This is a genomic window from Aequoribacter fuscus, from assembly GCF_009910365.1.
GTDB lineage: Bacteria > Pseudomonadota > Gammaproteobacteria > Pseudomonadales > Halieaceae > Aequoribacter > Aequoribacter fuscus.
On sequence record NZ_CP036423.1, the window covers coordinates 2,524,449 to 2,542,951 of the forward strand.

The 18,503-nt window shown below is 50.3% G+C and carries 22 protein-coding genes; 6 read left to right on the top strand and 16 right to left on the bottom strand.

Features of this window, described 5'->3' with window-relative positions; all coding sequences use genetic code 11:
* The first annotated feature begins 221 nt into the window (after positions 1 to 221).
* Together EYZ66_RS11375 and EYZ66_RS11380 are read left to right on the top strand one after the other, a co-directional pair.
* A complete protein-coding gene (locus EYZ66_RS11375; protein ID WP_009577047.1) occupies positions 222 to 1,133 on the top strand; it encodes a fatty acid desaturase family protein in 912 nt (303 codons plus the stop codon).
* Positions 1,134 to 1,352: 219 nt separating this feature from the next.
* Entirely contained in the window at positions 1,353 to 2,663 is a 1,311-nt protein-coding gene (locus EYZ66_RS11380; protein WP_009577045.1) for a spinster family MFS transporter, read from the top strand.
* Positions 2,664 to 2,725: 62 nt separating this feature from the next.
* On the opposite strand, the gene EYZ66_RS11385 is transcribed toward EYZ66_RS11380, so the two are convergent.
* Together EYZ66_RS11385 and EYZ66_RS11390 are read right to left on the bottom strand one after the other, a co-directional pair.
* Entirely contained in the window at positions 2,726 to 3,499 is a 774-nt protein-coding gene (locus EYZ66_RS11385; RefSeq protein ID WP_009577044.1) for an RMD1 family protein, read from the bottom strand.
* A gap of 31 nt (positions 3,500 to 3,530) precedes the next feature.
* Positions 3,531 to 4,661 (bottom strand): GNAT family N-acetyltransferase/peptidase C39 family protein, encoded by a 1,131-nt coding sequence (locus EYZ66_RS11390; RefSeq protein ID WP_009577043.1) that lies wholly within the window; start codon positions 4,659 to 4,661, stop codon positions 3,531 to 3,533.
* A gap of 216 nt (positions 4,662 to 4,877) precedes the next feature.
* On the opposite strand from EYZ66_RS11390, the gene bfr reads away from it, so the two are divergent.
* Entirely contained in the window at positions 4,878 to 5,345 is a 468-nt protein-coding gene (bfr, locus tag EYZ66_RS11395; RefSeq protein WP_009577042.1) for a bacterioferritin, read from the top strand.
* A gap of 59 nt (positions 5,346 to 5,404) precedes the next feature.
* Positions 5,405 to 5,698, top strand: a complete 294-nt coding sequence (locus EYZ66_RS11400; RefSeq protein ID WP_009577041.1) for a (2Fe-2S)-binding protein — start codon at positions 5,405 to 5,407, stop codon at positions 5,696 to 5,698.
* 5 nt (positions 5,699 to 5,703) lie between these two features.
* On the opposite strand, the gene EYZ66_RS11405 is transcribed toward EYZ66_RS11400, so the two are convergent.
* From EYZ66_RS11405 to rfbB, 11 genes are all read right to left on the bottom strand, one after another.
* A complete protein-coding gene (locus tag EYZ66_RS11405) occupies positions 5,704 to 5,967 on the bottom strand; it encodes a type II toxin-antitoxin system RelE family toxin (protein WP_009577040.1) in 264 nt (87 codons plus the stop codon).
* On the bottom strand, positions 5,954 to 6,187 hold the full coding sequence (locus tag EYZ66_RS11410) for a hypothetical protein (RefSeq protein ID WP_009577039.1): 234 nt from the start codon (positions 6,185 to 6,187) through the stop codon (positions 5,954 to 5,956). Before EYZ66_RS11410 ends, EYZ66_RS11405 begins: the two co-directional genes overlap by 14 nt.
* Before the next feature lie 130 nt (positions 6,188 to 6,317).
* Entirely contained in the window at positions 6,318 to 7,685 is a 1,368-nt protein-coding gene (locus tag EYZ66_RS11415; RefSeq protein WP_040817676.1) for a DUF1501 domain-containing protein, read from the bottom strand.
* Positions 7,686 to 7,694: 9 nt separating this feature from the next.
* Positions 7,695 to 9,503 carry a DUF1800 domain-containing protein gene (locus EYZ66_RS11420; RefSeq protein ID WP_160195676.1) on the bottom strand — a complete coding sequence of 603 codons (1,809 nt, stop codon included), beginning with the start codon at positions 9,501 to 9,503 and terminating at the stop codon, positions 7,695 to 7,697.
* An 89-nt stretch (positions 9,504 to 9,592) separates the two neighbouring features.
* On the bottom strand, positions 9,593 to 9,733 hold the full coding sequence (locus EYZ66_RS14230; RefSeq protein WP_216088994.1) for a hypothetical protein: 141 nt from the start codon (positions 9,731 to 9,733) through the stop codon (positions 9,593 to 9,595).
* A gap of 12 nt (positions 9,734 to 9,745) precedes the next feature.
* Positions 9,746 to 9,919 (bottom strand): type II toxin-antitoxin system RelE/ParE family toxin, encoded by a 174-nt coding sequence (locus EYZ66_RS14235; RefSeq protein ID WP_009577035.1) that lies wholly within the window; start codon positions 9,917 to 9,919, stop codon positions 9,746 to 9,748.
* The gene (locus tag EYZ66_RS11430; RefSeq protein ID WP_009577034.1) at positions 9,919 to 10,194 is read right to left on the bottom strand and encodes a type II toxin-antitoxin system Phd/YefM family antitoxin; all 276 of its coding nucleotides are present in this window, start codon (positions 10,192 to 10,194) and stop codon (positions 9,919 to 9,921) included. Before EYZ66_RS11430 ends, EYZ66_RS14235 begins: the two co-directional genes overlap by 1 nt.
* A 531-nt stretch (positions 10,195 to 10,725) precedes the next feature.
* Entirely contained in the window at positions 10,726 to 11,610 is an 885-nt protein-coding gene (gene rfbD, locus EYZ66_RS11435; protein ID WP_139042635.1) for a dTDP-4-dehydrorhamnose reductase, read from the bottom strand.
* A gap of 2 nt (positions 11,611 to 11,612) precedes the next feature.
* Positions 11,613 to 12,170 (bottom strand): dTDP-4-dehydrorhamnose 3,5-epimerase, encoded by a 558-nt coding sequence (gene rfbC / locus EYZ66_RS11440; RefSeq protein WP_009577032.1) that lies wholly within the window; start codon positions 12,168 to 12,170, stop codon positions 11,613 to 11,615.
* 7 nt (positions 12,171 to 12,177) lie between these two features.
* Positions 12,178 to 13,053: a glucose-1-phosphate thymidylyltransferase RfbA gene (gene rfbA, locus EYZ66_RS11445; protein WP_009577031.1), complete on the bottom strand. Its 876-nt coding sequence runs from the start codon at positions 13,051 to 13,053 to the stop codon at positions 12,178 to 12,180.
* A gap of 9 nt (positions 13,054 to 13,062) precedes the next feature.
* Positions 13,063 to 14,127 (bottom strand): dTDP-glucose 4,6-dehydratase, encoded by a 1,065-nt coding sequence (gene rfbB / locus EYZ66_RS11450; RefSeq protein WP_009577030.1) that lies wholly within the window; start codon positions 14,125 to 14,127, stop codon positions 13,063 to 13,065.
* Positions 14,128 to 14,636: 509 nt separating this feature from the next.
* Between rfbB and EYZ66_RS11455 the strand changes: the two genes are divergently transcribed.
* Both EYZ66_RS11455 and EYZ66_RS11460 read left to right on the top strand, forming a co-directional pair.
* Positions 14,637 to 16,442 (top strand): polysaccharide biosynthesis protein, encoded by a 1,806-nt coding sequence (locus tag EYZ66_RS11455; protein WP_009576425.1) that lies wholly within the window; start codon positions 14,637 to 14,639, stop codon positions 16,440 to 16,442.
* Positions 16,435 to 16,881, top strand: a complete 447-nt coding sequence (locus EYZ66_RS11460; protein WP_050793436.1) for an NUDIX domain-containing protein — start codon at positions 16,435 to 16,437, stop codon at positions 16,879 to 16,881. The genes EYZ66_RS11455 and EYZ66_RS11460 overlap by 8 nt, the downstream gene beginning before the upstream one ends.
* 181 nt (positions 16,882 to 17,062) lie before the next feature.
* Here the strand turns inward: EYZ66_RS11460 and EYZ66_RS11465 are convergent, their stop codons facing one another.
* The 3 genes from EYZ66_RS11465 to EYZ66_RS11475 all read right to left on the bottom strand — a co-directional run bounded on the left by EYZ66_RS11465 (position 17,063) and on the right by EYZ66_RS11475 (position 18,472).
* On the bottom strand, positions 17,063 to 17,590 hold the full coding sequence (locus EYZ66_RS11465) for a hypothetical protein (protein WP_040816908.1): 528 nt from the start codon (positions 17,588 to 17,590) through the stop codon (positions 17,063 to 17,065).
* Positions 17,556 to 18,125: a hypothetical protein gene (locus EYZ66_RS11470; RefSeq protein ID WP_160195677.1), complete on the bottom strand. Its 570-nt coding sequence runs from the start codon at positions 18,123 to 18,125 to the stop codon at positions 17,556 to 17,558. Before EYZ66_RS11470 ends, EYZ66_RS11465 begins: the two co-directional genes overlap by 35 nt.
* A gap of 107 nt (positions 18,126 to 18,232) precedes the next feature.
* The gene (locus EYZ66_RS11475) at positions 18,233 to 18,472 is read right to left on the bottom strand and encodes a helix-turn-helix domain-containing protein (protein ID WP_083814396.1); all 240 of its coding nucleotides are present in this window, start codon (positions 18,470 to 18,472) and stop codon (positions 18,233 to 18,235) included.
* Between the last annotated feature and the right edge of the window lie 31 nt (positions 18,473 to 18,503).

Consider the following 18,503-nt stretch of genomic DNA (forward strand, 5'->3'; position numbering starts at 1 on the left):
CATTAGCTCCCCAGTAGGACATGGGCACCAGCCCAGAACAATGGGTTTGCGGCCAAAAGGATTTATTGTCGGGTCGATTCACACCCGTATGGAAAGATGAATCGAGTGATCTGGCGCCATTGATCGCACGATAGAAACAACCTTGCGACACCAAAGGCAATAAAGCACCTGTTGTCGCCCGCCTAAATCCCCCTATAATCGAATAAGAATAAGGAGCCACCATGAAGATCACCGACTACATCAGCACCCAGGAATTTATGGCATTACAGCAACGCAGCAATATCAAGGCGCTGTGGATGCTTACCGTAAACTGGGCCATGATCATCGCGACCTTTATGGTGGTCTACCGCTACCCCAACCCTGCCACGATCGTTTTGGGTGCCTTCTTGTTGGCCGGGCGCATTCACGGCCTGGGCGTCATCATGCACGAATGCGGCCACAACATTTTCTTCAGGCAAACCTGGCTGAACAAATTTGCCGGACAGTGGTTAGCCGCCGGTCCAGCTTACGACGATCTCGAGAGCTACGCCATTCAACACCGCAAGCATCACCAGATGGCGGGCACACACGATGACCCGGACCTCGGTAACTACCAAGCCTACCCAGTCAGCAAAAGTAGCTTTCGACGCAAAGTCTTTCGCGACTTAACGGGCCAAACCGGACTTAAACTGATGGCCTACAAACTGATGGGGCTCAAGGGCTTGCTGAGCACCGACGCCGCCAAGCGTCAAGCCGCCACGCCCTTTGCCAAACTGTGGCTATCGCAAATCATCATTGTTGGGGTACTGCAGGTAACGCTAGACGCTTGGCTTTACTTAGTCTGGTTAGGCGGCATGATGACCTTTCATATGCTCGCGGTGCGCCTGCGCCAAGTCGCCGAGCACGCCAGTGTGCCCGACCACTTCAGCAAAGACCCACGCGACAACACGCGCACAACCTACACCAGTTGGCTCACGCGCCTTTGGATTGGGCCCAATCAGGTCAATTACCACTTAGAGCACCACATTGCCGCGGGTGTACCGGCCTACAATTTAAAGGCCTTTCACGAGCTCATGGTAACGCGAGGTGCCTACAAAAAGACGCTTATTTTTAAAGGCTATAGCGAGGTCATTCGCCACGCGGTCCCGGCCTGAACAGAACTCGCTCTGGGACTCTATTTTCCCACAATGCCCTCGTACCCTAGCGCGGGCGTGTCGATGCCTCCAATCTATTACCACACTCGGTTTTGTTAAGCAGGACTCGGTAAACTGTTGAGTGAGCCGACCACACAAAAACGTCCAAAAAGTCTTGCTCCACAGCTATGCTTAACGTAGGTTTAGGACTCCTAAAAATAACACTTAATAAGGCATGTCATGAGCCAAGCACCCAACAAAAATTATCGTACCTTTGCACTACTTCTATTGACCGTGATTTACGGCTTTAACTTCATCGACCGCCAAATCGTTGGCATTCTTGCACCCTTTATTCAGGCGGATTTGGATCTAACCAACACCCAGCTAGGTATGCTTATAGGCTTAGCCTTTGCCACGTTTTACACCATTGTTGCGATACCGATTGCGTGGCTGGCGGATCGCTACAGCCGCGTCAACATTCTCGCCATTGCACTTGCCACCTGGAGCGCCTTTACCGCACTGACGGGTCTGGCCAACAACTTTTTGCAAATTGGTCTTGCGCGCATGGGTGTGGGTATTGGTGAAGCCGGTGGCAGCCCCAGCTCACACTCGATAATTTCTGATATGTACGCCAAAGAAGAGCGTGCCGGCGCCCTGGGCGTTTATTCGATGGGCATACCCATTGGCATCATGGCAGCGTACTTTGCAACCGCTTCATTGATGGGCGAGGGCGAGGTTGATTGGCGTCGCATTTTTATCATTTTGGGCATCACCGGTGTGGTCCTGGCGGGCATCGTAAAACTTGTGCTGAAAGAGCCTAAGCGCGGAGCCATGGAGTTTGACGACCACGCCTCCATTAAACAACCGCCCTTTAAAGACTCCTTAAAACAGCTGCTTAAAATCCCTGCGTGGTGGTACATGGCTTTTGGTATTGCCTTTGGGTCGTTTGTCTCTTACGCCTTCTCAGCCTTTCAAACCAAATACGTTGTTATGCTGGACCCAAGCTTCGACTTTAAAACGCTGGTGATCGCGCTGGGTATTATCAATGGCACGACCTATGCCGGTGGCGCTTTCATTGGCGCTCGCATAACCGACGCGTGGGGCAATAAAAACATTCGCGCCTACGGCTGGCTACCCGCCATCACTATCGGCATTAGCCTGCCGCTCGCTATTGGCAGTTTTTGGGTCCCCACGGTCTGGCTACACTTAGCCGCGACAACCGCCCTGCTGCTATTTTTGGGCGCCTACCTTGGACCCTGTTTTGCCATTGCGCAAACGCTCGCCCCTATCAACATGCGCGCCATGTCGACCGCCTTGTTCTTCTTTATATTGAATATGATTGCCTTAGGCGGCGGCCCCACCTTTGCCGGATGGCTGATCGATGTCTTCAAGGGTAGCGAACCCGACCTTGAAGCTATTCGTTACGCCATGTCGGTAACCAGTGCATTCTTTATTCCGTCGATTATCAGTTTCTTGTTGGTCTCTAAGTATCTACCCAAAGATTGGGCGGATGCCGAACAGCGCAACAAAGACCTCGCCAACGCGAAATAAACCAACGCCCCTCAGGCCATCAAGACCTGAGGGGCATATCTAAAGCGCCATTGGTATCGGGTTTAAAAGAAGTAAATCGCAATATCGACCGCGATTAAGATAATAATAATCCACTCCAAAAACGCAGCGTGTTTGTGATGCTGCTCTTCAGCCAACATGTCGAGCATATTTTGCAGAGTCGCCAGTTTTTTGCCCAAAATCTCGATACGCTGCTGCAAATCTAAGTACTTTGACAAACGTAAGTACAAAGACTCAAGTTCGGGATAATCCCAAAAAAACTCCGGCGTATCCAAGAGACCGAAATGTAGATTGATATCATTAATGGTGGTTAACAAATGCCCTCTGGTTTTTGATACTTCCACACGCGACAAGGGAATTTTACCCGTGGCGGCTAGCTGGTGCGGGATCTTAGCGGTGCTATCAATCACCTTTAATGCAATATCTTCAAAGTACATGACTTTAGCCGACTGTGCGAAAGCATGACTTAAGGCCAATTTTACGTGCGTGTCATCGCTTGGCAAGGTGAGCACATCGTGCGCCACGGCAAACCCTTGAGCTTCATCCACAGCCCAAGCGTACTGCTCCATTGGAATCGACACCGCGCCATCGGAAATAATCTCTTCGAGCTGAGCCAGCAACTGTTGGCGCTCGTCTTCAGGCGTACCCCAGGACACTAAAATACCGTAGTCGAACAACCAACTTTCGCCGCTTAGCGTTTTAATACCGTAGGCATCGCGATAGCGCACCGCGCCCATCTGCTCAACCACAAGCTCATTTATTTGTTTTGTGTCTAGGTCTTGTCCCAGCACCGTGACGGTAATGCCGCGTTTTGTCATGTTGGTTTGTCTCTCTATATTAAAGCTAAAGTTAGGGCTCTTGGTGGTCCTGGGTGCGCAGCACGACCGCTGCACGCAGTCTCTGGACGCCAAATACAGCCATTTTGTCGAAATCGTCTTTGGCGATAGGAATGTGCTGGCAGTCCGCTGCTATTTGCTCGTCCTCATCAATATCCGGGTCGTGTACAAATAAGCAGTCGTCATCAATGCCGGTTAATACCACCCAATGGGGTGCTTTTTTTCCATCCAGTCGGAAGGTACTGACCAAAACCAGCACCGCAGCACCTTCAGCAACCGCCTGCTCAATTTCGGGCAACGCAATGGCGTCGTAGACCACCTGCACGCCCACAGCATCGGCCTCGGCCACAAACTGCTGGTGGACTTGCCGCAAAATGGCTTTTTTGTGATCGGAGCGCACACCATCTAAAAACAGAGGCTCGTTGGTGCTTAAGTGCACTTGGGCTTTAAAGCCTCGCTTAACCGCGGCCAGACCCAAACCCAGAGGGTGGCAACCACCGTGACCCGAAGTCATAAAGATAGTCGTCGCCTCGCGCCACAAATCCAACTCGTGAGTCAGCGAACATTCACTGTTGGGATTTAGGCTCGCCATTCCCATCAGCAAGGACGCGGGGCCACACGTAAATTCGGTACTTTGTGGGTACCAAGGTACTTCTTGATAGTGGCCCTCTACGGGGGCACGGCGAATGCGCTTGTGCATACGGAGGGCGTTGCTGTGATCTTCGTAGTAATCTAAGTATTCACCAAAGGGTCGGTAGCCCTCTGACTCGTACAAGGCAATCGCGTTGGTGTTGTTGGTAGCGACTTCAAGACGCATGTAATGACGCCCAGCCCGTCTGGCGTTTTGCTCTAATGTTCGCATCAACCCTCTGCCCACGCCTAAACCACGCGCCTCGGGACTCACCGCGAGCGAATACATCCGCGCCAAGCGCGTACCCTGGTGATACAAGACCAAGCCGTAGCCCAGTAACTGCCCTTGGCGCAACGCAACTGTCAAATCGCGCTTGGATGAGCGTATATGGTGACGAAAACTGCGACGCGATAATCTATCGTGCTGAAAACAGATAGTTTCAAGTTGCAACAACGCATCGATATCGCCAATCGATGCAGGGCGAAAGTCAATAACAGCATCAGCAGATGCCATGTTGTCTCCTGGCTTGCGGCAAGCCAACATATATAAGAAATAAGCCTTGGCGCTGCAGGGAACAACGCACTGGAATTGGCGCGCAATGTTGCATAAACCGCAGCGCTCAACAATCAAAATTTATCGTTTGGTACTAGTTATCAGATTTTTTATCCGATGCTCATGAGCACCAATAGATGCTGTTCTTGGCAGGCATAACCAGGTAGAGGGCAGGCAATGCAAGGTAACAAAGACATTCTGAAAGCGCTGAACAAAGTTCTGAAGAACGAACTGACGGCAATCAATCAGTATTTTTTGCACGCGCGGATGTTCAAGAACTGGGGATTCTCAGGACTCAACAGCGCGATTTATAAACAGTCTATTCGCGTGATGAAAGAAGCGGACGAAATTATCGAGCGCATTCTATTTTTAGAGGGCCTACCCAACCTGCAAAGTCTGGGGTCGCTAAGCATAGGCGAGCACCCACAAGAGTGTCTTGCCGCGGATCTTGATTTTGAGGTCTCTACCCAGCGTACGGCCATGGTTGAGGCCATAGCCCTTGCGGAGTCGGCACAAGATTACGTAACGCGCGAACTATTAGAAGAGCTGCTTGAGGCCTGCGAAGAATCGATCGACTGGTACGAAACCCAGCTGTCTCTGATCGAATCAGTGGGCATTGAAAACTACCTGCAGTCTCAGGTGTAAAAGCGCAGCCGCTCCTTGCTAATGATAATTATCATTAGCGAATTGAGAAGGAGCAGGCCGTGTACATTTGTATTTGTAATGCTGTTAAAGAATCCGACATTCGCGATGCCGTGGGCGCCGGCGTATCGTGCTTTAAAACGCTCTCAAAAAATTTAAGCCTTTGCACCGACTGTGGCAGCTGCGGTAAAAAAGCGAAGCAAGCGTTTCACAGAGCGCTTGCCGAATCCGGCGCCAGCAGTAACGTCGTTTCTATTGATGCCATGAGTACTGCACCCGTGCGTCGTATCCAGAGTACGATCAAGGTTAGCGCAAGCGCAACACATCACCAAAAGTGTATCAAAACAATCCTATAGCACAGTCAGTCCGAGCTGTAGACCCGAGAACGATGCGCGACTTTAACCACCACCACGATGATTTCGTCGTCTTTGATTTCGTAAACAATCCGGTATACGCCTTGGCGTATCCGGTATCGCTCTTGGCCCGATAGCTTCACACAGCCTGGGCCTCGAGGGTTTAAGACCAAAGACTGTACTCGCTGCAGTATCTTTTTTACATCGCTATTGGGGATTTTACGCAGATCTTTGGCAACGGACTTTTTGAACTGTAATTCATAACTTGCCATGAGATTTCAGGTCGTTTAACAGTGCTTCGTAGCTAATGACTGGCTCTGCCACCCGCTCCTCAAAGGCACTCAAGTCGTCCTGATCTTCTCGCAAGGCTCTGCGAACAGCTTCATTCACAAATTCGGAGACCGACTGCTGCGTATTAACCGCCCTCACCCGAAGGGCGTGGTGAATATCGGGGTCGAAATACACCGTTGAACGTTTCGACAAATCACTCATAGATAGTCACACTCTCTGACAGGATTAGCGTTTAAACATTATAACGCTAAAACGTTGCAGAACAAGAAACCTCACTCAGGTTGTGCAATTTCGCACGCCTCAAGCAACGCAGGGATGCATTCGAACCCCACTACCCCATAAACCCCAAATCGGCCGCATTAAAGTTAACCAAGTTAGGAAAAGTCTGCGCTATGCCTGCGGCATCTAGCCCATACCAGCGCGCCAGCGTGGCCGAGTACTGATCGACCGAGGTCGTGGGAATAATGCGTCCTTCGCCAATATCATCGACGCTGCCAATCGCAAGCTCCGGCATGGTACCGACAATTTGGCCCCCAGCGACAGAACCCCCTAGCACCAGTTGATGGCTACCCCAACCGTGGTCTGTGCCATCACCATTACTGGTGAGCGTTCGGCCAAAGTCGCTGGCGGTAAAGGTCGTGACTTGATCAGACACGCCCAACTCCAGCGTGGCGTTATAAAACGAGGTCAGCGCATGATTAAGTTCACGCATCAGCAAGGGGTGGCGATTGGCCTGGTCGCCGTGGGTGTCGTAGTCGCCAATGCCCACGAAGAAGATTTGACGGCGCATGCCTAAAGACTCGCGTGCGGCAATCATGTGCGCCACCATTTTCAGCATGCCTGCCAGCCGACTTTGGGCGTTAAATTCGGTGCTCGGCGCTGGCGTTTGTTCGAGCGCCGCGCGCAGTTCAACGCCTAAATCTAAAGAGCGCCGCTGCACCTTGGCAAACTCGCGCGCAAAATCGTGCGAGTAAGTTTTGGCCAAGAGCGCATCGTAAGCCCGGTTGCGGCGCACCGACCAGGTCTCGGGGTTGCCTGGCTGCAAAGACCAGTAGTCTAGCACGCCCCCACTGCCAATCGCGTAAGGCGCCATGAGACCACCGGCCTGGAGCGAATTGGCACCGCTCAAGGAGATGTTCATCGACAGCTGTGGATTCGTGTTGGCATCCATCATCAAATCCGCCATGCGACTGGCCCAGCCTTGTTGCGGCTTGGTGGCCTGCAGACTCATGACGTAGTTTTGTTGATCGTTGTGCGAAAACAGTTGCGGGGGGAGCTGCACCCGCTTGTTAACGTAGTCTTGCTGCGTGGTGGGCTGAATTAACGTACCGACATTGCCCACAACCGCCAACTTCTGCTGGTCAAATAAGGCCCGAAGATCGGACATTTCGGGGTGCAGGGCATAATCAGCCGGCTGCCAATTCGTTGGATTTAGTTTAAGCAGTTGATCACGCGGAATCGCCAGTGATCGACGCGTATCGGCATAGGTATTGTATTCGGCCAGTGACTCGGGAATCACCATGTTAAAAGCGTCGTTACCACCGTACAAAAATACGCACACCAAGGCGCGATAATCGCCGCCCCCCAACACCTGAGCTTGGGCCAAATTAAATTGGGCGCTGAGCGCCCCCAGCGTGCTACTGCCTAGAGCCGTCACGAGCGATCGCTTAAGTAAGTTACGTCTGGTCAGTGTACTCATAAGCCCCCGCTAGCGTTGAATGGCGTATTCGGGCGACATCCACAGCAAGTAGACGGCCTCGGCCACACGGTAAAGTCGCTCTTGTTCGGCGACGGTATCAAAGGTATCGATGTGCTCGGCCACAATGGCGTCAGTATCGGCGCTCATTTGCCCCGACATTAACAGCAAATTTAAATGCGCCATGAGCTGATCGGTATCGCTTGCCAATTCGATCTCTTGCGCAAAGTCGGGGTACAAACAGCCAACGCCGTTGTCAAAGGTCAGATTCTCCTCACAGCCTTCGCGTAAAAAATCGTACGAATTAAAGATAATAGCGCCCGCCCAGTTCGATGCGGCGGTAATATTTTTTTCGTTCAAAATCTGAAACTCGGGTGCAACCGTTGCGTCACTTTCAAAGGCGTTCGCGGGATGGTAATCGGGCCGGTAAAAGTTAAACACCGACGGCGACCCATACGGCCGTTGACCATAATCGAACCCCGGCCAGAAAAAGCGGATGGTGTTACGCGTGACACTGCCATCGACCGTCAAGGGCTGATACGCCGCAACGTCAAAGGCGCGCATAAGCGCGGTGAACTTGAGTACGGGCTCTTTTAACTTGCCAAAGTTAGGCGCTTGCTGATCCAGCGGGGCTCGCGCCTCAGGGTCAAGCAAAATGGCTTTAGCCACCGCCGCCAAATCTCCTTTTACCCCTTGGCCGTTGTTGTTAAACACCGCGGCTACACGCGCGACATAGGCAGGGGACGGATTACTCGTCACCAGGCGCTGAATGAGCTGCTTACTGACAAAGGGCGCGACATTAGAGTGCGCAAAAACATTATCAAGCGTAGCATCTAGGTCTTGTCGTGCCGTTTGGCCACCCGGCACAATCTGGCCGTTGAGTAAGGTTTTAGGATCGGTGTCATGAAAGTCCTCAAAGGCTTTCATGGGTCGCACCTCGCTACTGGTGAGCCACTCCCACCAATACCACTGAGGGGCATCACCATACATCCACCCCGTAAAGACTCGTGCAAACGCCTTGATAATATCTTGATCGTAAGTGGGTATGTTGCGCCCCTGATCATCGAGCTGCACGGTACCGTCGTCGTTTAACATGACCAGCCCTATGGTAAACAGCTGCATCATCTCGCGCGCGTAGTTTTCGTCGGGGCGTATGTTGCGCGCAGGGTCGGCCTTTTCATTGCGGACCATGCTTAAGTATTCGCCCATCATGGGGTTTAGAGTCACGTCTTTCAGCAGTTCGCGATAGTTACCCAGCGCGTTCTTGGCCAGAACATCATGGTAGTTCGCGACACCACGCACGTCGTTAAACAAGGCGTCAGAGATGTCGGAGATCACAAAAATCTGGCTCAGCGCAAACGCCATGCGCTGGCGCAGTTGGTCTTCGCCGTAGACAAAGGTTTCCCATAACACGTCACTGAGCAAGTTACGCTTGTACCAATCAAGCTCTAGGTTGCTCTTATCTAGCGGATTTAAGCCCGCCGCTCGCACTCGGTCATCTAGTGCCACTAGCACCTGCGATTGCGGCGCGACCAGCTGGTCGTTAATCCAAGTCTCATAATCGTAGTCGTCGGACCTAAGCGCCATCAGCGTCGCCTCGGTTACCCCAAATGACGCTTGCGTTAAAAACCGCGCGCCATCAATTGCCGCATCATCTTTTGCCAGCTCAAAAAAAGTGGGCTCGGGCTCGGGCGTATTTGTGACGGGTGGATTCGTTGTGCCTGACGACGGTGCCGGGTTAGAGGCACCGCCACCGCCGCCCCCACCGCACGCAGTAAGCAATACAAGGCTTGCTAGAAGTAATAGACGTAGACGTAACACGCGAACTCCGCGGACATTAAGTACCCATGGAGCATAGCGCATTAAAATGCGAGGAAGAAGCATGAAATCGAATGCAGAACTGGGCCGGATTACCGCCAAAGTAAACGGCGCTCGAGCAGCGATCGCATGTCGCGGCGACCATCTGCAATCACCATGACGTTAACGTGCCCTGCGATCACACGATGGATAATACGATAGGGCTTAAAGCGAATTTCACGGAATTCGCGCATACCCAGCGCCAATCATTCTTGCGGGTAGGCACCGCGTTCAGGGTTACTAGCAAGGCCGATCAACGCTTTCTCTATTTTATCAAGAACATAATCGGCTTTGCCCGGCACATCCTGCTGCTCGATATAACCGTACAAATCTTCGAGGTCGGCAGCCGCATCATCAGTCAAATAGACCGAGTGTCCCATCAGTCTGTCTTGCCCCGATTACGAAGTCGAGCGATGACATCGGCGGCGGGTTGAACTTTCCCCTGCTCAACCTGAAGCTGCCCCAACGCGAGCATCTTAAGCAAAGCCATAGTTTCTTGTGTGTGCTCGTAAGTCTTTATGTCCTGCATAACAGCCTTAACTTCACCATTCTGAGTAATCACTAGGGGCTCATCCCGAGACGAAAGATTCCTCACAATTTCGGCCGCATGCGCTTTTAAATAACTAATGGGTTTAATTTGATCGGATAATTTCATACGCACCTCGCTTCAGACCAAAAATAGTCTCAATATAGGTCACCGGTCAATGCGTAGCTCAAGAACAGACCGAGAGCTCCTATGCTTTACTCACCTCGCTCCCTACATATTTGCCAAGATAAACGAGACATCTTTCTCTAACTGGATTAGGCGCTGGGCTTTCCGTTATCAGCAACGCGGGGTTTTGTGGACCAACGGCAAGCCCTGCAACCTTCGACCCTCACAATAACAACAAAACTCTTTCGATTTAACGCTTAGTTGCAACCAAAACACTGAATCGCCGCTAATTTGCTAGACGCCTTTCAGTCGCACACAATAGCGAAGCGCGATCCGAGTAATCTGCTCTTCTTTGAATCGTTTCTTTGTAAGAGCCCCCTATCACAAGAGAACCCTAGCTCAAAGAGGAAGAGTTTAGGGGGTTACGGTCAGAGATCATATTGCCTGTTGGCTAGAGAGGCGAATCGACAGTGATTCGCCATCTCAGATGATGGCAAAAGATTGAATTAAGAAACCCAAACTATCCAATAACTATTACAAAGATAATTTGAGAACGTCTAATAATCTATCTTCCCAATTATCAGGTGTAATCTGAAAACAATTGAATATTTTAGAACAATCTAGTTGAGAGTTAGATGGGCGCTTGGCCGGGGTCGGAAATTGGTCAGAGCTGATGGCATTTACCTTGGGCGCCTTGTCGAGCAGACCAATTGCAACGGCGTCTTTGAATATTTTCTCGGCAAAACCATGCCAACTGGTAGAGGGGAGGCCTGTAAAGTGGTAAATGCCCCAGGGGATCTCAGCGCAGTCCTTAGCATCGATGATTTCTGCAATCGCGAGACAGCAGGCGGCTATCCCCGCAGCGCTAGTTGGCGCTCCCCATTGGTCGGCAACCACACCGAGTTCATCGCGTTCGGCCCCTAGCCGCAGCATGGTCTTAACGAAGTTATTGCCGTGGGCACCAAATACCCAGGCGGTGCGAAGGATAATATGTCGCTCGAGATATTCGGCAATGGCTTGCTCACCGGCCAGTTTCGACTCGCCATATATACCTGTTGGCCCTGTTGGATCGCTTTCTTCATAAGGAGCTAGGGTGTCGCCTGCAAACACATAGTCGGTAGAAATGTGAATAAGCGCCGCGCCATGGGCCTGGCAGGCCTTAGCTAAATTCGCTGCCCCGTAAGCATTGATCGCAAACGCCCTGTCAGGCTCACTCTCAGCCTTGTCGACCGCGGTATAAGCGGCACAGTTGATAACCACATGAGGGCGCTCTCGCGCGATGACGTCGGCAACTTGTTGCTCATCGCTGATATCCAACCCTTTGCGATCAAAACATATCCAATCATGACGACTATTTTCTGCCAGGCATTTAAAATCATGACCGACTTGCCCGTTACTTCCTGTCACCAATATTTTCACAATTACTGCCCTGTATAGCATGGCAGTTGGTCGGGATTGATATCTGCCAAGCGCTTAGCGCTAGCGTCTTTAGCTGACAGCTGTGGTATGTCTATTGGCCAAGGAATGTTGAGCGCCGCGTCTGACCAGAGCAGCGCACCTTCGTCCTCAGGATGATAGTAGTCGGTACACTTGTACTCAAAATCGGCTGTCACCGACGTGACTACAAAGCCGTGGGCAAACCCTGGCGGTACATAAAACTGACGCTTGTTTTCAGCGCTAAGTTCAACCCATGCAGCTTTACCAAAGGTCGGGGAGCCAACACGTATATCGACGGCAACATCAAATACACTCCCGCTGACTACACGCACCAACTTACCTTGCGGGTAATTGAGCTGGAAATGTAGTCCGCGCAACACACCTTTGCTTGAGCGCGAATGGTTATCCTGAACGAACTCGGGAATACCAGCTGTTTTATAACGCTCCGCGGAGTATGTTTCCAAGAAAAAACCGCGATCATCGCCAAATACGCGCGGCTCAATAATCAAAACGCCCGGCAGGGCAGTTTCTGTCACGTTCATAGTGGTCCTAACGAATGTCGTATTTAACGATCTCAACCAAATAGCGGCCGTAATCGTTTTTCTGCAGCGGTTTGGCCAAGGCCATCAGTTGTTCGTCGTTAATCCAATGCTTACGCCAAGCAATCTCTTCTGGACAGCAAACTTTTAAGCCTTGACGTTTCTCGATGGTCTGTACGAATGAGGCGGCTTCGATCAGTGAGTCGTGGGTACCGGTGTCTAACCAAGCGGTGCCGCGGCCCATCACTTCAACATCCAAGGAGCCACGCTGTAAATAGGCATTGTTAATATCGGTAATCTCTAATTCGCCGCGAGGTGAAGGTTCAACAGCCTTGGCGATATCCACAACATACTTGTCGTAAAAGTAAAGGCCAGTGACTGCATAACGCGACTTGGGCTGAGCTGGCTTTTCTTCGATGGTTTGAGCGACGCCATCGGCATCAAATGAGACTACGCCGTAGCGTTCGGGATCGTGTACTGGATAAGCAAACACGGACGCGCCATTTTCTCTAGCCGCAGCGCGTTCTAGTGATTTTTGCAGGTCGTGACCGAAGAATAAGTTGTCGCCTAACACCAGTGCACAGCTGTCGCCATTGATAAACTGCTCACCAATCAAAAAGGCCTGTGCCAGGCCATCGGGTGAAGGTTGCACTGCGTAGCTCAGCGATAAACCCCAAGCTGAACCGTCGCCAAGTAGCTGCTTAAAGCGCGGCGTGTCCTGCGGTGTCGAAATAATCAAGATCTCTCTAATACCCGCAAGCATAAGGGTGCTTAGGGGGTAGTAGATCATTGGCTTGTCATATACCGGCAGCAGTTGTTTTGAAACAGCAAGAGTGACGGGGTGTAAGCGTGTACCGGAACCACCGGCCAGAATAATACCTTTCATATGACCTCCTTACGCCGACAAACCGAGGCGTTCGCCTTGGTAGCTACCGTCGAGTACTCGCGACCACCACGCTTCGTTGTCCAAATACCACTCGACCGTTTTGCGAATGCCAGATTCAAAGCTTTCTTCAGGGACCCAGTCCAATTCGCGTTGGATCTTGCTCGCGTCAATGGCATATCGCAGGTCGTGGCCGGGGCGATCCGCAACATGGGTAATCAGGTCGCGATATTGATCAACGCCTTCCGGTTTTTCGGGACGCAGATCCTCCAAAATATCGCAGATGGTGTGAACCACATCGATGTTACGTTTTTCATTATGACCACCAATGTTATAGGTCTCGCCAACTTTGCCATCAAACACCACTCTGACCAGCGCGCGGGCGTGGTCTTCGACATACAGCCAGTCGCGGATTTGTAGGCCCTCACCATAAACCGGAAGTGTCTTTCCGTGGATCGCATTGAGGATTAGCAGCGGGATCAGTTTCTCTGGGAAGTGATAGGGTCCGTAGTTGTTTGAGCAGTTAGTGACCACGACCGGCAAACCGTAGGTGCGGTGCCAAGCGCGTACCAAATGATCAGAGCCCGCTTTTGATGCTGAGTAGGGCGAGCTTGGAGCGTAATGTGTGGTCTCAGTAAACAGGTCGTCTGTGCCGTGCAGGTCGCCATAAACTTCGTCGGTGGAGATATGGTGGAAACGGAATGACTCTCGCGCCTCTCCAACCAAACTCAACCAATAATGGCGCGCGGCCTCCAACATACAATAAGTGCCTACCATGTTGGTTTCAATGAACGCCGAAGGACCATCGATAGAGCGATCGACGTGTGACTCGGCGGCCAGGTGCATGACCTTGTCGGGGCAGTGGTCGGCAAACACGCGTTGTAATTCGGCCAGGTTACAAATATCAACTTGCTCGAAGGTATACAGTGGGCTGCCATCAATTTCACGTAATGATTCTAAATTACCCGCATAGGTAAGTTTGTCGACGTTAACTACGCCGTATTGTTTGTCCCGAATGAGGTGGCGAACAACCGCCGAGCCAATAAAGCCAGCGCCGCCAGTGACCAAGACTTTCATGAAATCTATTCCTAACTTGGTGATAGACCAATGCACTTTTGTGCACACGAGAGATTGCTAAATTCTCTCATACTATCGATGCTCCACGAATAAAATCTTCACTAAGTTTTTCTATATTTTTGAAAAAGCAAATGCAATATTAGTTAAAGCTGCAGCTCGGTCATTTTTGACGTACCGATCGGTTCGAGAGTTTCTAACCTGCACAATATCCCGCTTGGAAGAACCCCGATTGTCTGTGGCCATATGAAGTACCTCCCCACTAATACCCAAATGCGAACATTACTACCTCACAATGCCTCAAAGCATAACGTTCCAGTCCTCAGCGGTGCCGCAATAAATGAAAAGATTTTTAGTCAAGGTCCATGAAATGGAGCTACACAACGTACCTGTTATCAGACTTCCCATAGGACTGGAGTTCTTCCCCCCCCCCACCATTACCACCTGTTAATTAGCCACCCACCCAACCCCGTAGTACAATCGCGCCACTGCACAAAGCACAAGAACTGCCTATGCCCGCAAAACTCAAACTTTTGCTCTTGCTCGTAGCCGACGCTGTCGTTATCTGCACCGGCCAAATCGCAACCTTATTGCTACTAAACCAGTGGTACCAAAACCCACTGACACCAGCCGTATCGACTCTAGCGTTTATTTTGGTGAGCTGGCTAAACGGCTTTTACAAAACCAGCATCTCGCACGTAGGCATCGGTGCGGTTAAGCAAGCCCTGGTGGCCGTCACCGTTAGCGGTCTCTCTATTTTCTTACTTGATGAATCCGCAAGGCTCACTCTATTTTCATCGGTACTCGCACTGATCGGCGTTATTGGCTACCGCGTATTCGCGCGCGAAGTCTTGTTCCAACAACGTCACTCTACCGCAGCGCGCACACTGGTATACGGCGCGGGGTCTGCAGGCGTGCAGTTCGTAACCGCCTCTATGCAGGGCGACACCCACAACGTGGTGGGCTATATCGACGACGACCCAGCCCTATGCAACACCTCTATCCATGGGCGCAACGTTTACCCTTCTAAGAACATAGAAACCTTAATCGAAAAGTACAAGGTCCAAATTATTGTATTGGCCTTGCCGTCTGTCTCTAAAGCAGAACGTAAACGCATTATCGAATCGCTTATCCCATTGCCGGTACGTGTGGTAACCGTACCCACCTACGAAGATCTCATCGAAGGTAAACAGCGCATAACCCAAACCGAGGATATCTCTATTGAGGACTTACTGGGCCGCGACCCCGTACCTCCTCTAGACCAGTACATGAAAGCCCGCACCACCGATAAAGTGTGCTTGGTGACCGGCGCGGGTGGCTCTATTGGCTCTGAACTGTGCCGCCAAATTGTAAAGTGCAAACCCAAACATCTTGTGCTGCTGGACGTAAGCGAACCCGCTCTCTTTGCCATAGAGCAAGAGCTGCTGCGCAACAACTTTACCAAACTAACCTGCTGCTTGGGCTCAGTCACCAACCCAGATTTCGTCGCCAGAGTATTTAACGACCACAACGTCGACTGCGTTTACCACGCCGCAGCCTACAAGCACGTACCCATGGTAGAGGCCAACCCCCTAGCAGGGTTAATAAACAACGTGGAAGGCACCCAAAACGTGCTGAATGCGGCCCTAAACCATAGGTGCGAATCGTTCACGCTGATATCAACCGACAAAGCCGTGCGCCCCACCAACGTCATGGGTGCTACCAAACGCCTAGCCGAAATGGCCTGCCAACTTGCAGCGGAGTCAAACACTGGCCCTACGGTTATATCGATGGTGCGCTTTGGTAATGTATTGGGCTCGTCGGGCTCGGTCATACCCACCTTTCAGCAACAAATTAAACGCGGTGGCCCAGTTACCTTAACCCACCCTGAAATTACGCGCTATTTCATGACCATACCCGAGGCAGCACAGCTGGTTATTCAAGCGGCTGGCATGGCGGAAAGCGGCGACCTGTTCCTATTAGATATGGGCACACCCGTTAAAATTATTGATCTTGCCGAGCGTTTAATCAGGCTATCTGGCAAGTCGGTTAAACGCGACACCAACAACGAAACGATGGGTGAAATTGAAATTAAAATTACAGGCCTGCGCCCTGGCGAAAAGCTTTACGAAGAGCTATTGGTCGATGCCGATGCACAGCCCACCGCGCACGCCAAAATCATGCGCGCCCGCGAGCAGTATGTTTCGTTGCAGGCCCTCGAGGTGGGCATGCAGGACTTAATCAGCCACCTAAATCAATCCAATACCGCGCAATTCAAACTGACGCTTGCAGAACTTGTGGTGGGTTACAAACCATCGGAGCCAACACAAGGTGTTTAAGAAACTCCTACAGCCTTTGCTGCATCTTGGCTTTCTGTTCACGCGACCACTGACCGTGGGCGTGCGTGCCATTTGCTACAGCGCAGAAAGCAACAGCATTCTGCTAGTTAAACATACATATTCTGAAGGGTGGGCCTTACCGGGTGGAGGTGTTGAGGTAGGGGAATCGATGCTTGCCGCACTGAAGCGCGAGGTAAGTGAAGAGACGGGCCTAGAGTGCAAATCGGCCCGTGTATTGGATACGTACCACAACAGCTCGATATCAAAACGAGACCACGTGGTTATTTACCTCGTGGAAGATTGGCAAGAAGAGCAGGCGCACGAGCCACCAAAATTAGAGATTGCCGAGACGGCTTGGTTTAGGTTGGATGAGTTGCCCGATGAGTTGACACCCTGCTCGGAGTTCGGGCTACAACGATACCAGCCGAATTGTTCGTGACTAAAGCTAACCGAGCAGACCGGAGGGTACATACTGCTATTTGATAAGCGCTACTTATCGCGCATCGCAGTGTATTTGTTAATTTTTGCACACGTTAGTGAGGGTTTATAATTAGCGAGTATCACTACAAACTACAATATGAGTAGCGAATTGCTCCAACAATAAATTTGGGTTCGTTTTGTTATTTTTTAAACCTTATCGCTTTTGCTAATTGATTAAACGCTTTTTGCTCATAACGAATTAATTTACTGTGCCGATCATTCTTTTCAAACAGCAAACCCGCCATATCGTTATCAGCTTTTACCATTTTATAGATCAGATTAAATACCGGTAAGGTTTCTTTTCTGGAAGGTCTGACTTCAGGCCCACCAAAATCCCGCAGTGCCTTCATAACAAATCCAGGCTTAAAATCAGGTAATCTTTCATCATTATAACGATCGTTATAGGAAGTCATTTTATGATCAAGAATTAGTCGTGATTGATACAAGGTAATTATACTTTCTATTGCCTGATCTCGAGCATATCCAATACCAATAAGCTCCTCAGAATAGTCTAAAAATTCATCAGGTAATCGATCTGTGTTTAATTGAGTAAAAGAATATTTTTTAGCATTACCTGCACTGGCAAGCTTTCCACTTAGAGTTCTAGGCCCTCGCGATTTTTGCGCATTTGCCTTATTGGCGAGCAATTTCTTTATCGAGATTTTCATGATCAGATAAACCCTTTTGCTCAAGCATTTGAATTTCCAATGTCATTTTTTTAAACAACAAGGGGGCAAACCGCAAAGACTCCAATGACTGCATCAGCAAACGAATATTTTTGATTTGACGCTCTATTAACCGGTCAATGATATCAACTTTATCGATGACATAACCAAAGGCACGACCTCTAAGCGAAACGATAGTAAATCCATTATTTGACAGCCTTTCTTGAAGATCCTTTTCATCTTTTTTACTCAACGACTGCCCAGTAAACGAGTTATACAATTGATCAAAAACTTGAAGGGCAACAGTTTCACCCATAAACCGTTCATTTTGATCGACAAGGAGCAATGCCATCTTCATAAGAACTAGATGCTCTTTGTCCCGGTGATAAGACTTCAACCACCATGAACACTCTGCGATTTGCCGAACTAACTCACCGGCAAACCCTTCTGGATGATCGTAACTCGCTAAATAATCATCGACAAAATGCCTGAACTCATCTTGCTCGTGATAAACAGAATTAATGGGCAACTGAATCACTTTATTGTCCGCCACAACAGCCTGAGGAATCTTGAATGTAACAGCGCCCAATACGGCAAGCAATACAATAAAATCAGTATAAATTGTCGATAAAATGTGGATAAAAATCAGTCAGAAATGTGAAGAATGACACCGGGGTTCTTTAATGGATCGCCGGTAAATTCTATACCGTAACTCTCGAGGCACGCCTTGATCGATAAGAGTACAGCAGTATTTGCAACAGGTATTCCTTCCTGAGACTCATATCGCCTAAGAGTTTTCATACTAATGCCACTTTTTTTAGCCAACTCCAAACCACTGAAGTTTAACATTGCACGGGCTGATCTAATTTGACTTGAGGATATCACAAAAAGAGCCTATAATGTCTCATTATGAGAC

Excerpts from the sequence above, each read along its gene's own strand:
- rfbC (WP_009577032.1), bottom strand. The coding sequence starts at position 12,170 with ATGAACGTGACAGAAACTGCCCTGCCGGGCGTTTTGATTATTGAGCCG.
- EYZ66_RS11375 (WP_009577047.1), top strand. The coding sequence starts at position 222 with ATGAAGATCACCGACTACATCAGCACCCAGGAATTTATGGCATTACAG.
- rfbA (WP_009577031.1), bottom strand. The coding sequence starts at position 13,053 with ATGAAAGGTATTATTCTGGCCGGTGGTTCCGGTACACGCTTACACCCC.
- EYZ66_RS14230 (WP_216088994.1), bottom strand. The coding sequence starts at position 9,733 with ATGCGCGAATTCCGTGAAATTCGCTTTAAGCCCTATCGTATTATCCAT.
- EYZ66_RS11410 (WP_009577039.1), bottom strand. The coding sequence starts at position 6,187 with ATGAGTGATTTGTCGAAACGTTCAACGGTGTATTTCGACCCCGATATT.
- EYZ66_RS11455 (WP_009576425.1), top strand. The coding sequence starts at position 14,637 with ATGCCCGCAAAACTCAAACTTTTGCTCTTGCTCGTAGCCGACGCTGTC.
- EYZ66_RS11385 (WP_009577044.1), bottom strand. The coding sequence starts at position 3,499 with ATGACAAAACGCGGCATTACCGTCACGGTGCTGGGACAAGACCTAGAC.
- EYZ66_RS11415 (WP_040817676.1), bottom strand. The coding sequence starts at position 7,685 with ATGAGTACACTGACCAGACGTAACTTACTTAAGCGATCGCTCGTGACG.
- EYZ66_RS11380 (WP_009577045.1), top strand. The coding sequence starts at position 1,353 with ATGAGCCAAGCACCCAACAAAAATTATCGTACCTTTGCACTACTTCTA.
- EYZ66_RS11430 (WP_009577034.1), bottom strand. The coding sequence starts at position 10,194 with ATGAAATTATCCGATCAAATTAAACCCATTAGTTATTTAAAAGCGCAT.
- bfr (WP_009577042.1), top strand. The coding sequence starts at position 4,878 with ATGCAAGGTAACAAAGACATTCTGAAAGCGCTGAACAAAGTTCTGAAG.
- EYZ66_RS11465 (WP_040816908.1), bottom strand. The coding sequence starts at position 17,590 with ATGAAAATCTCGATAAAGAAATTGCTCGCCAATAAGGCAAATGCGCAA.
- EYZ66_RS14235 (WP_009577035.1), bottom strand. The coding sequence starts at position 9,919 with ATGGGACACTCGGTCTATTTGACTGATGATGCGGCTGCCGACCTCGAA.
- EYZ66_RS11390 (WP_009577043.1), bottom strand. The coding sequence starts at position 4,661 with ATGGCATCTGCTGATGCTGTTATTGACTTTCGCCCTGCATCGATTGGC.
- EYZ66_RS11405 (WP_009577040.1), bottom strand. The coding sequence starts at position 5,967 with ATGGCAAGTTATGAATTACAGTTCAAAAAGTCCGTTGCCAAAGATCTG.
- rfbB (WP_009577030.1), bottom strand. The coding sequence starts at position 14,127 with ATGAAAGTCTTGGTCACTGGCGGCGCTGGCTTTATTGGCTCGGCGGTT.